Source organism: Actinomadura sp. NPDC048032 (genome assembly GCF_040653175.1).
GTDB classification, from domain to species: domain Bacteria; phylum Actinomycetota; class Actinomycetes; order Streptosporangiales; family Streptosporangiaceae; genus Spirillospora; species Spirillospora verrucosospora.
This window is the reverse complement of record NZ_JBEZJP010000037.1, coordinates 21,905-32,853: the sequence shown is the minus strand read 5'-3', so window position 1 is coordinate 32,853 and position 10,949 is coordinate 21,905. Positions and strand designations below refer to the sequence as shown.

At 72.9% G+C, this 10,949-nt stretch carries 10 protein-coding genes and 1 tRNA gene; 5 read left to right on the top strand and 6 right to left on the bottom strand.

Features of this window, described 5'->3' with window-relative positions; genetic code table 11:
• The first annotated feature begins 417 nt into the window (after nt 1-417).
• Entirely contained in the window at nt 418-1,389 is a 972-nt protein-coding gene (locus AB0C69_RS08150; protein WP_360351287.1) for an ATP-binding cassette domain-containing protein, read from the top strand.
• Between the two features lies 1 nt (nt 1,390).
• On the top strand, nt 1,391-2,212 hold the full coding sequence (locus AB0C69_RS08145) for an ABC transporter permease (RefSeq protein WP_360351284.1): 822 nt from the start codon (nt 1,391-1,393) through the stop codon (nt 2,210-2,212).
• Nucleotides 2,213-2,312: 100 nt separating this feature from the next.
• On the opposite strand, the gene AB0C69_RS08140 is transcribed toward AB0C69_RS08145, so the two are convergent.
• On the bottom strand, nt 2,313-5,537 hold the full coding sequence (locus tag AB0C69_RS08140; RefSeq protein ID WP_360351281.1) for a BTAD domain-containing putative transcriptional regulator: 3,225 nt from the start codon (nt 5,535-5,537) through the stop codon (nt 2,313-2,315).
• A 67-nt stretch (nt 5,538-5,604) separates the two neighbouring features.
• Here AB0C69_RS08140 and AB0C69_RS08135 point away from each other — a divergent pair, with 67 nt between their 5' ends.
• Genes AB0C69_RS08135 through AB0C69_RS08125 form a run of 3 tightly spaced genes read left to right on the top strand, consistent with a single transcriptional unit; the run spans nt 5,605 to nt 7,579 of the window.
• A complete protein-coding gene (locus tag AB0C69_RS08135) occupies nt 5,605-5,862 on the top strand; it encodes a Rho termination factor (protein WP_345180795.1) in 258 nt (85 codons plus the stop codon).
• 58 nt (nt 5,863-5,920) lie between these two features.
• Nucleotides 5,921-6,430: a DUF1360 domain-containing protein gene (locus tag AB0C69_RS08130; protein WP_345180798.1), complete on the top strand. Its 510-nt coding sequence runs from the start codon at nt 5,921-5,923 to the stop codon at nt 6,428-6,430.
• 48 nt (nt 6,431-6,478) lie between these two features.
• Nucleotides 6,479-7,579 (top strand): Vms1/Ankzf1 family peptidyl-tRNA hydrolase, encoded by a 1,101-nt coding sequence (locus tag AB0C69_RS08125; protein ID WP_360351276.1) that lies wholly within the window; start codon nt 6,479-6,481, stop codon nt 7,577-7,579.
• Between the two features lie 47 nt (nt 7,580-7,626).
• On the opposite strand, the gene AB0C69_RS08120 is transcribed toward AB0C69_RS08125, so the two are convergent.
• The 5 genes from AB0C69_RS08120 to AB0C69_RS08100 form a co-directional block, all read right to left on the bottom strand.
• A tRNA-Ala gene (locus AB0C69_RS08120) sits at nt 7,627-7,699 on the bottom strand.
• A gap of 75 nt (nt 7,700-7,774) precedes the next feature.
• Nucleotides 7,775-8,437, bottom strand: a complete 663-nt coding sequence (locus AB0C69_RS08115; protein ID WP_345180807.1) for a histidine phosphatase family protein — start codon at nt 8,435-8,437, stop codon at nt 7,775-7,777.
• A complete protein-coding gene (gene rsfS, locus AB0C69_RS08110; RefSeq protein ID WP_345180809.1) occupies nt 8,430-8,843 on the bottom strand; it encodes a ribosome silencing factor in 414 nt (137 codons plus the stop codon). The genes AB0C69_RS08115 and rsfS overlap by 8 nt, the downstream gene beginning before the upstream one ends.
• Before the next feature lie 144 nt (nt 8,844-8,987).
• Nucleotides 8,988-9,587, bottom strand: coding sequence for a nicotinate-nucleotide adenylyltransferase (gene nadD / locus AB0C69_RS08105; RefSeq protein ID WP_345180812.1), 600 nt, complete (start codon nt 9,585-9,587; stop codon nt 8,988-8,990).
• A gap of 52 nt (nt 9,588-9,639) precedes the next feature.
• Nucleotides 9,640-10,926: a phenylacetate--CoA ligase gene (locus AB0C69_RS08100; RefSeq protein ID WP_360351271.1), complete on the bottom strand. Its 1,287-nt coding sequence runs from the start codon at nt 10,924-10,926 to the stop codon at nt 9,640-9,642.
• Between the last annotated feature and the right edge of the window lie 23 nt (nt 10,927-10,949).

Here is a 10,949-nt window from a genome sequence, read left to right as displayed (position 1 = left end):
ACGACACGACACCAAGCCAGAGACTCAGAGAGATCGTTCCGTGGGAGGCGCCCTGCGGGCCGGCCACCTTGCGGCGTCCTGCATCCCGTCTGGGCTTGTCCTTCAAGAGTACCCCGGCCCGCAGAACGCTGCGAACCGTTTTCCTCTGTCAGTGTCCCCCGGGGCCGTCCGCCTGTCGGCGTCCCGCATCCCCTTGGGGCACCACAGAGATTAGGCAGCCTCGGAGGGCCCGTCAAATCGGGACCGGCCACCTCTTCGTCCCCTCACCGAAACTCCCAGGTCACGCGCGGTTCAAGTCACCGGCGTCACCGGCCCGTCAGCGTCACGTCAGCGTCCGCGCACCGGTGTCCGCGTGGCGTCAGCGACGTGGCCCACGGTGGTGACCGTCACAGCGAAGGACCTACGGGAGGCACTCAGATGGACGATGTGATCCGCGCGGAGGGACTGCGGAAACGGTTCGGGGACACGAAGGCCTTGGACGGAGTGGACATCGCGGCCCGCCGGGGGACGGTGCTCGGGGTCCTCGGACCGAACGGTGCGGGCAAGACCACCGCGGTGCGCGTGCTGGCGACGTTGCTGAAGCCGGACGCCGGACGCGCCGAGGTGGGCGGGTTCGACGTGGTCAAGGACGCGGTACGCGTCCGGGCGAAGATCGGGCTGACCGGGCAGTACGCGTCGGTGGACGAGGAGCTGACCGGCTTCGAGAACCTCGTGATGATCGCCCGGCTGCTGGACTTCGGCCGCGCCGAGGCGAAGGCGCGGGCGCGGCGGCTGCTCGACCGGTTCCGGCTCACCGACGCCGGCGGCCGCGCCGTGAAGACGTACTCCGGCGGGATGCGCCGGCGCCTGGACCTGGCGGCGAGCCTGATCAACCACCCGGAGATCATCTTCCTGGACGAGCCGACGACCGGCCTGGACCCGCGGGCGCGCAACGAGGTCTGGGACACGGTCCGGGAGGTCGTCGCCGAGGGGGCGACGGTGCTGCTGACCACGCAGTACCTGGAGGAGGCCGACGCGCTCGCCGACCGGATCGCGGTGTTCGACCAGGGGCGGGTCATCGCGGAGGGCACCTCCGACGATCTGAAGGGGCGGATCGGGCGGCGGACGCTGGTGGTCCGGGCGGCCGAGCCGTTCCGCGCGGCGCAGCTCGCCGCGATCGTGGCGGAGCTGACCGGGGAGCGTCCGGAGGTCCAGGAGGCCGCGGGTCTGGTCACGGCGCCCGTGCACGATCCGCGCGTGCTGTCGGTTCTGGTGCGGCGGCTGGACGAGGCGTCCATCGTGGCGTCCGAGCTGGCGTTGCGGATGCCGAGCCTCGACGAGGTGTTCCTCACGCTGACGGGCCACCACGCCGAAAAACCCACGCCCGAACTCGTTCCCGAGGGAGCCTGACATGACCGCCATCACCGTTGACAGCCGTCCGTCCGCCGGGGAACCGCCCGCGCGCATCAGCATGAGAAGGACGCTGCGGCACGGCCTGACGCTGGCGTGGCGCAACGTCTCCCAGTTGAAGCACTCGCCCGAGAAGCTGCTGGACACGACGCTGATGCCGATCGTGTTCCTGCTGCTGTTCCTGTACGTGTTCGGCGGCGCGGTGGCCGGCGACACGCATTCGTACCTGCAGCAGCTGCTTCCGGGTCTCGTCGCGCAGATGGCGATGTTCGCCACGATGGGGCTCGGGACGGCGCTGAACGAGGACATCCACAAGGGCGTGTTCGACCGGTTCCGGAGCCTGCCGATCGCTCGTTCGGCGCCGCTGCTCGGGACCGTCCTCGGCGACACGGTCCGGTTCATCACCGTGATGACGGTGCTCGTGGCCTTCGGGTCGGTCCTCGGTTTCCGGTTCCACACCGATCCGCTGTCGGTGATCGCGGCGTTCGCGCTGGCCTACGTCTTCTACCTGGCCGTCTGCTGGATCTCCGTGCTCGTGGGGCTGGTCGCGCCGACGCCGGAGACGGTGCAGGGGCTCGCGTTCATCTGGGTGATGCCCCTGACGTTCGGCAGCAGCATCCTCGTGCCGGACACGTCCACGATGCCGGGCTGGCTGGAGGCGTGGACGAAGGTCAACCCGATCACGCACCTGGCGGAGTCGGTGCGCGCGCTCACCGTCGGCGGCCCCGTCGGCAACCACGTCTGGTACACGCTCGCCTGGGCGGCGGGGATCGTCGTCGTCACGTTCCCGCTGGCCATGCGCATGTACTCGCGGAGGGCCTGACGTCCGGCCTCGCCTCCGAACGCGCGTCGCCCCGGGAGAGTCGGTCTCCGGGGCGACGCGCCTTTCCGGCGCCGAACGACCGCCCGGAGAGCGCATGCGCTCAGAGCAAGGTGACCAGTCCGTCCGCCTGGTCGAAGACGTCGTCCCGGGTGACCCGCCGCCCGCGCTCGTACGCGGCGGTGAACGCCTCCGCGCCGAGGACGCCGCGGACGAGCGACAGAGTCCGGCCGACGTCGTAGCTCCCCGCGTCGCTGTAGCCGCGCAGGTTGTGCGCCGTGCCCAGCAGCTCGGCGGCCCGCGCGTGCTTCCCACGCGCGGCGGCGTAGGCGGCGACGCCCTCGACGACGTCCGCCACGGTCGGGTTTCCCAGCAGCACGTCGTTCTGCAGATCGTTCAGCGCCTGGACGTGCCAGCGCTTCGCGGCCTCCAGGTCGCCGTCCTCCTCCGCGAGGCAGCCGAGGCGGCTGTGCGTCTTGCGGACGGCCTGCGCGAAGTCAGGACGGTGCCCGCGCGACTGGACCCACGCGCACGCGCGATCGGCATGAAGGCGCGCGGCCCCGCGGTCACCCTCCTGCAGGGCGAGCTCGCACAGCAGAAGAGACGAGGTCGCGGCTTCGGCGAACTCGCCGACCCGCTCGGCCTGCGCCATGGCTTTTTCGAGGTCGCTGTGGGCGCGCGCGATATCGCCCCGCCGGGCGCGCACCCGTGCGAGGTGGGCGAGCAGCGTGGCGCCCTGCTCGGGACTGACTCCGCCCGTGACGTAGCCGTACGCCTCCTCGCCGAGGCGGAGCGCCTCCGTCAGGTCGCCGCGCGCCACGGCGGCCTGCATCATGCCGCTCAGCGCGACGATCATTCCGAACCGGTCGCCCAGCTCGCGGAACCGCGCGTAGCCGTCGGCGGCCTGCTCGGCGGCGTCGTCGATCTGGCCGGTGTTGATGCCCATGTGCCCGAGGATGACGCGGACGACGGCCCGCACCCACGGGTCGGCGTGCTCCCGGATGCGGTGGAGGCTGCGCCGGATCCCCTCGACGTCGCCGCCGAACATGGCGGCCCCGGTCTCGGCGAGCGCGAGCACGGGATGCGCGGGCGACCCGGGGACGACGCTCAGGGTCCTCTTCACCGCCGCCTGCATCGACTCCCTCGTCGGCCCGGCCACATCGGTCAGCTCGGTCACGAGGGTGGCGAAGACGACGCACAGCGCGTACGCCTCCTCCAGGCCGGGAGGCGCGGCGCCGCCCGCCATGTCGCGGACGACGACCGTCCACCCACCCGACTCCCGCTCCATGTCGCGCAGGATCCAGAACCACACCAGCCCGGCCACGAGCCGCAGGGCCGACTCGACGTCGCCGGTCTCGGTGACGTGCCGGAACACGACGCTGAAGTTCTCGCGCTCGGCGGCCAGCCGGGCGGACCAGACCAGCTGGTCGTGGCGACGCAGCTCCGGCTCGGCCCGCTCGGCGAACTCGACCATGTAGGCGGCGTGCGCGTCGCGGACGCGGCGGGTCTCGCCGGCCTCCTCCAGCCGCTCCCCCGCGTAGACGCGGACGGTCTCCAGCAGCCGGTAGCGGACCTCGGCGTCGCCGTCGGCGATCACCAGTGACTTGTCGATGAGCGCGGCGATCACGTCGATGACGTCCCGCGGGTCGGGGGCGTCCGGAGCGTCGAGGCCGCACACGCGGACGGTGGCGTCCGGCGTGGCGCCGCCGGCGAACACCGAGAGGCGGCGCAGGACGGTGCGCTCCTCCTCGTCCAGCAGATCCCAGCTCCAGTCGACGACGGCGCGCAGGGTCCGGTGCCGGGGCAGGGCGGTGCGGCTGCCGCCGGTCAGCAGCCGGAACCGGTCGCCGAGGCGGGCCGCGACCTGTCCGGGGGTGAGGGAGCGCAGCCGGGCGGCGGCAAGCTCGATCGCGAGCGGGATCCCGTCGAGCTCGCGGCAGATCGCGACCACGTCGGCGACGCTGCCCGCGTCGACGGCGAAGCCGGGACGGACGGCGGCGGCGCGGTCGGCGAACAGGCGGACCGAGGCGTAGCCGAGGGCGTCGGCCGGGTCGGCGGCGTCCTCGGCCGGCAGCGGGAGGGACGGCACCGGGCACAGCGACTCGCCGGTGATGCCGAGCGGTTCGCGGCTGGTCGCGAGGACGCGGACGCCGTCGGCGTGCGCGACGACGTGGTCGACGAGCCGTGCGACGGCGTCGATGAGGTGCTCGCAGTTGTCGAGGACGAGCACGGTCCGCTTGGCGGCGAGAAAGTCGGTGAGCCGTTCGAGGGGCCGCACCGCCACGCGGGTTTCGGCGGGGCGGACGGTCTCGGGGACCGCGAGCGCCGACAGCACCGCGTGCACGACGTCGCCCGGGTCGCTGACCGGGGCGAGCGGGACGAACCACACGCCGTCCGGCATCTCGTCGACGAGCGCGGCGGCGCTCTCCCCCGCCAGCCGCGTCTTGCCGGCGCCGCCGGGGCCGGTGAGGGTGACCAGGCGGGTCTCGCGGAGCAGCTTGCCGACCCGCTGCGACTCCTCCTCCCGGCCGACGAAGCTGGTGAGCTGAGCGGGCAGGTTGGTGCGCGCGGGCCGCGGGGCGGCGGGCGCGGGCTCGGGCGGCGGGGCCGCCGCCTCGCGCCGGAGGATCGACAGGTGGACGGCGGCCAGCTCCGGGGACGGGTCGACGCCGAGCCGGTCGGCGAGGGCGCACCGCGTCTCCTCGTACACCTCCAGGGCGTCGGCCTGGCGTCCCGACGCGTAGAGGGCGCGCATCAACTGGCCGCGCAGCCGCTCGCGCAGCGGGTGCGCGGCGGCGAGGGGCTCCAGTTCGGCGACGGGCGGGACGGGGAGCCCGGCGGCGATCTCGGCGTCGACGCGGTCCTCCACGGCGGCGAGGCGCAGTTCCTCCAGCCGCGCGATGGTCGGGAAGGCGAAATCGCTGTCGGCGACGTCGGCGAGGGCGGGTCCGCGCCAGAGGGCGAGCGCCGTGCGCAGGCCCTCGGCCCGCGCGCGCGGGTCCTGCTCCGCGCGGGCGGCGGAGACGCCGCGCTCGAACGCGACCGCGTCGATCTCGGCGGGGTCGATCCCGAGCCGGTAGCCGGCCGGGCCGTGCTCGACGATGTCGCGCCCGGCGACGCCGCGCAGCCGGGACACGAGCGCCTGGAGCGCGTTCCCGCCGGGCGGGGCGCCCTCCCACAGGTCGTCGAGCAGCCGCTCGGCCGACACGGGACGGCCCGCCTCGGCCGCCAGCCGCACGAGGAGGGCCCGCAGCCTGCGGCCGGCGACCTCGACGGGCCGCGCCGCCCCGTCCCGCACGTCGAGCGGTCCCAGGATGCCGATGCGCACGATGGCCCCCTTCCCGGGTGCCATTGTCCCCGATGTGTGGATCCCGCGAGCCGGGTACGGATTCCCTATGCCCAGAGCACAGATCAAGGACGAGAAGAAGTACCAGGAGCTCCGCGACAAGGGCGAGAGCAAGGAGAAGGCGGCGCGGATCGCCAACGCGTCCGCGAACCAGGGCGAGAAGACGATCGGCCGCAAGGGCGGCAAGAGCCCCTCCTACGACGACTGGACGAAGGACGACCTCCTCAAGCGCGCCCGCGAGATCGGCGTCGAGGGCCGCTCCTCGATGACCAAGTCGGAGCTGGTCAAGGCGCTGCGCGACCACTAGAGACGCCCCGCCGAGGACGGCGAGCCGCGCACTCGTCCCCCCGAACGAAGGAGAGCCCATGAACGCGGTCGTCGACACCGCGCGCAAGCAGAAGGAGGAGTACGCGGCCGGGGAGGACCGGCCGCTCGGCTCGTACCTCGGCACGCTCGCCGTCTACGGCCTCACCACGGCGACGCTGGCGCTGCTCGGGCGCCGCCTCCGCGACCGCACCCCGGCGATCGGCCTCGCCGACCTGGCGCTGATGACGGTCACGACGCACAAGGCGTCCCGGCTGATCACCAAGGACCCGGTGACGAGCCCGCTGCGCGCCCCGTTCACCCGCTACTCGGGGACGGCCGGCCCGGCCGAGCTGTCCGAGGAGGTACGGGGCAAGGGGGTCCGGCACGCCGTGGGCGAGCTGATCACGTGCCCGTTCTGCACCGCCCAGTGGGTGGCGACGGCGTACGCGGCGGGGCTGGTGTTCGCCCCGGACGCGACCCGGCTCGCCGGGGCCACGATGACCGCGGTCGCCGGGTCGGACTGGCTGCAGCTCGCCTACGCGCGGCTCCAGAAGTCCGCCGAGGGCTGACGTCCCAACCGAAACGTTTGTCACAGATACGGGGGGTACGGCCAACCCATGGATCTGGCATTCCTCAAAACGCTCTACCAACGGCCGGGACCGTACGCGTCGGTGTACGCCGACCTCACCCGGACCACCGAGGACGCGTCCAAGGCCGCGGAGCTGCGGTGGCGGGCGCTGCGCTCGGAACTGGAGGCCCAGCACACGCCGGACGCCACGCTCCGGGCGATCGAGCAGACCGTCCAGGACGACATGACGCGGCGCCGCTCCGAAGGCATCGTGATCTTCGCGGCGGACGGCGAGGTCGTGCACAGCGACCGCCTCCCGGGCCCGCCCCGCGGCACGCGCGCCACCCTCGCCCCGCTCCCCGACGTCCTGCCCTACCTCGTCGAGCGCGGCGAGCGGTTCCCGCACCTGCTCGCGGTGGTCGACCGGCGCGGCGGCGTGATCGACTGCGTCACCGCCGACGGGAAGCGCGAGCGCATCGACGTGGACGGGGACGAGGACTACCCCATCCGCAAGGTCAAGGCGGGCGACTGGAACCAGTCCCGGTTCCAGCGCTCCTCGGAGAACGTCTGGAAGCTCAACGCCAAGAAGGTCGCCCACGAGATCGACCGGGCCGCGGAGCGCTGCGGCGCCGAGGCCGTCGTGATCGCCGGCGACACCCGCGCCCGGACGGCCGTCCTGGAGGAGGTCTCGGACCATGTCCTGGAGCACACCGTCGAGGCCGACAAGAACACCACGGTCGACGACCCGGACCTCGACGCCGAACTGCGCCGCCTCCTGCAGCTGAAGTCCACCGAGCGCATCATGACCGTGGCGGCGCGCTTCGACAGGGAACTCGCCAACGGGCAGCGCGCCGTCTCCGGACTGGACGCGACGACGGAGGCCGTGCGGCAGGCCCGCGTGGAGACGCTCCTGCTGGCGGACGAACCGGATTCGCAGGCCCGCTTGTGGGTGGGCCCCGATCCGTCCCAGGTCGCCACCACCGCCGAGGAACTGCGTGAGGAGTTCGGCGTCGCCGACCCCCGCGAGGTCCGCGCCGACGCCGCCCTGGTGCGAGCGGCCGCCGCGACGGACGGCGAACTCGTCGTCCTGCCCACGAACGGCCAGGCCCCCACTCTGCACGTGGGCGCCGTCCTGCGTTTCACGGCCTGAGAAACGAAAAGGAGTGGCGCCTTTGGCGACCACTCCTGAGTCGTTCGTGGAGCTATGGGGATTCGAACCCCAGACCTCCTCCATGCCATGGAGGCGCGCTACCAACTGCGCCATAGCCCCGCCGCCGCGTGGACGTTCATCCCGCGGCGCCCAGCCAGTGTATAGGACGGCCGGGGCTGGTCTCGAATCGTTTGGTCAGGTGCCGGCGTCGGGGCGGTCGTCGCTGAGGACGGGTTCGGGGAGGGTGCCGGCGTTGTGTTCGGCGAGGCGCCAGCCGCCGTTGCGCATCTCGGTGATGACGGACCAGCAGCAGTTGGACAGGCCGCCGAGGCGTTCCCAGGTCTCTTCGGGGAGGCCGAGGAGGTGGGACATGCCGAGGCGGAGGGCGGCGCCGTGGGAGGCGACGACGAGCTGGCCGGTGGGCTCCAGTTCGTCGAGGGCGCGTTCGAGCGCGGAGCCGACCCGTTTGGCGACCTGGGCGCTGGTCTCGCCGCCGGGCGGCTGCCAGGCGGCGTGCTCGGCGGGGTAGCGTTCGCGGATCTCGCGGGAGGTGAGGCCCTCCCAGGCGCCGCCGTCGCGTTCGATGAGGTCGCGGTCGTAGCCGACGGGCAGTCCGGTGACCTCGGCGAGGGCCTGGGCGGTGTCGGCGGCGCGGCGCAGCGGCGAGGAGAGCAGCGCGGTGGGGCGGAGGCCGGCGAGGAGCCGGGCGGCGCGCTGGGCCTGGGCGACGCCCGTCTCGTCGAGAGGGATGTCGGTCTTGCCCTGGAAGCGGCGTTCGACGTTCCAGGCGGTCTGGCCGTGTCTCCAGAGGACGAGGCGGCGTCTGCCCGGTTCGCGGGCGGGGCGGGCGTCACTCACTCGGGCTCCCGACGGCGCGGGCGCGCTGGGCCTGGTGGGCGGTGACGCTCTCCGGCAGGGCGATGAGAGGGCAGTCTTTCCAGAGCCGTTCGAGGGCGTAGAACATGCGGTCTTCTTCGTGCTGGATGTGCACGATGATGTCGGCGTAGTCCAGCAGGACCCAGCGGCCCTCGCGTTCGCCCTCGCGGCGGACGGGCTTGGCTTCGGCCTCCTCGCGCAGGCGCTTCTCGACCTCGTCCACGATGGCGCGGACCTGGCGGTCGTTGGGGGCCGAGCAGAGCAGGAACGCGTCGGTGATGACGAGCTGCTCGCTCACGTCGTAGGCAAGAATGTCGTCGGCCAGCTTGTCGCCCGCCGCCTCGGCGGCGATCCGGACGAGCTGCGCCGCCCTCTCGGATGCGGTCACGATGCGCTCGCGATCCTCCCTGTAGGGGTCGTCTCCGCTCCCACCTTCTCATGGGCGGCGGACGATCGACCTCTTTGTTGTTGTTCGACCGCAATGGCAGATGCGGCCCCGTTCCCCGTCCAGAATATGTGGCCGCGGCGCCCGTCAGGCGGCGGCGCGGTAGAGCCCCCGCTTGTTGATGTACTGGACGATCCCGTCCGGGACGAGGTACCAGATGGGTTCGCCGCTGCCGACGCGTTCGCGGCACTCGGTGGAGGAGATCGACAGGGCGGGCACCTCCATGAGGGAGACGCGCCCGTCGGGCAGCCCGGGGTCGGCGAGCCGGTGGCCGGGGCGGGTGACGCCGACGAAATGGGCGAGTTCGAAGAGCTCGTCGGTGTCGTGCCAGGTGAGCATCTTCTCCAGCGCGTCCGCGCCGGTGATGAAGAACAGGTCGGCGTCCGGGCCCTGGATCTCGCGCATGTCGCGGAGCGTGTCGACGGTGTAGGTGGCGCCGGGCCGGTCGATGTCGACGCGGCTGACGGAGAAGCGCGGGTTGGACGCGGTGGCGATCACGGCCATGAGGTAGCGGTCCTCCGCGGCGGCGACCTTGCTCCCCTCCTTGTGGGCCGACAGGCCGGTGGGCACGAACACGACCTCGTCCAGGGAGAAGAAGTGCGCGACCTCGCTGGCGGCCACCAGGTGCCCGTGGTGGATCGGGTCGAACGTGCCGCCCATGATCCCCATGCGCCGCTTTTGCGTCATAGCGACGACAATAGCCAGCCGGTCCGCGTCCGGAACCTCCGCCCCCGGCGGCTCAGGCCAGGCCGGGCAGCGGCGGGCCGCCGTCCTCCCAGGTCACGACGCGGACGGCCTTGCCCACCTCCACCCTCGGCACGGTCCCCTCGGGCAGGACCGCGACCTCGGCGGTGAGGCCGAGCGTCTCGTACAGGGCGTGGACGAGCGCGGCCCGCGGATCGCCGGAGAGGGCCTCGCAGGCGACGATGAGCCGCGCGGTGGGGCTGCGCCGGTCCACGACGAGCTGGTAGTGCGGCCGGACGAGCCCGGAGCCGAGCAGGACCCGCTCGACCTCGCTCGGGTACACGTTCACGCCCCGGACGACGATCATGTCGTCGGCGCGGCCGAGGATCTTGCTCATCCGCACCAGGGTCCGTCCGCAGGCGCACTCGCCGCGGGTGAGGGACGCGATGTCGCCCGTCCGGTACCGCAGCAGCGGCAGCGCCTGCTTGGTCGGGGTGGTGAACACGAGCTCGCCCGGAGCGCCGTCCTCGACGGGGACGCCGGTGGCGGGGTCGACGGCTTCCACGACGAAGTGGTCCTCGTTGACGTGCAGGCCGTCCTGCTCCAGGCACTCGGTGGCCACCCCGGGCCCGATGATCTCCGAGAGCCCGTAGACGTCCATCGCCTTGATCGGCAGGACGTCCTCGATGGCCGTGCGCAGCTCCTCCGACCACGGCTCGGCGCCGAAGAGCCCGGCCTTGAGCGACGTCGGCTCGACCCCGGCCTCGGCGACGGCCTCCCCCAGCCGCAGCGCGTACGCGGGGGTGCAGGTGAGGATGTCGGGACGGAGGTCGGCGAGCATGCGCACCTGCCGGTCGGTCATGCCGCCCGACATCGGCACCACGGTCGCGCCGAGCGCCACCGCGCCCTGGTGGATGCCGATCCCGCCGGTGAACAGCCCGTACCCGTAGGCGTTGTGGACGATGCTGCCCGGCGACGCCCCCGCGCACGACAGGGAGCGCGCGCACATCGCCGCCCACAGGTCGAGGTCGGCCCTGGTGTAGGCGACGAGCGTGGGGCGTCCCCGCGTCCCGCTGGACCCGTGCACGGCGGCGACCTGGTCGCGCGGCACGGCGAGCATCCCGAACGGGTAGTGGTCCCAGAGGTCCTGCTTGGTGGTGAACGGAAGGTCCCGCAGCCCCGCGAGCGTCACGTCGGCCCCGCGCCCGACCCCGGCCTCCCTGAGCCGCCGGCCCTGCACGCCGCCGGCGGCCAGGAGCCGGTCGACCAGCCCCCACACCCGGTGCCGCTGCAGCGCGGCGCGCTCGTCGAGGGACATCGCCTCGGCCTTCGGGTCGAACATGGCTGCCTCCCGGGCGCGGCCGG

Coding starts and splice junctions, on each gene's coding strand:
- AB0C69_RS08130 (WP_345180798.1), top strand. CDS start 5,921: ATGAACGCGGTCGTCGACACCGCGCGCAAGCAGAAGGAGGAGTACGCG.
- AB0C69_RS08145 (WP_360351284.1), top strand. CDS start 1,391: ATGACCGCCATCACCGTTGACAGCCGTCCGTCCGCCGGGGAACCGCCC.
- AB0C69_RS08135 (WP_345180795.1), top strand. CDS start 5,605: ATGCCCAGAGCACAGATCAAGGACGAGAAGAAGTACCAGGAGCTCCGC.
- AB0C69_RS08150 (WP_360351287.1), top strand. CDS start 418: ATGGACGATGTGATCCGCGCGGAGGGACTGCGGAAACGGTTCGGGGAC.
- nadD (WP_345180812.1), bottom strand. CDS start 9,587: ATGACGCAAAAGCGGCGCATGGGGATCATGGGCGGCACGTTCGACCCG.
- AB0C69_RS08125 (WP_360351276.1), top strand. CDS start 6,479: ATGGATCTGGCATTCCTCAAAACGCTCTACCAACGGCCGGGACCGTAC.
- AB0C69_RS08100 (WP_360351271.1), bottom strand. CDS start 10,926: ATGTTCGACCCGAAGGCCGAGGCGATGTCCCTCGACGAGCGCGCCGCG.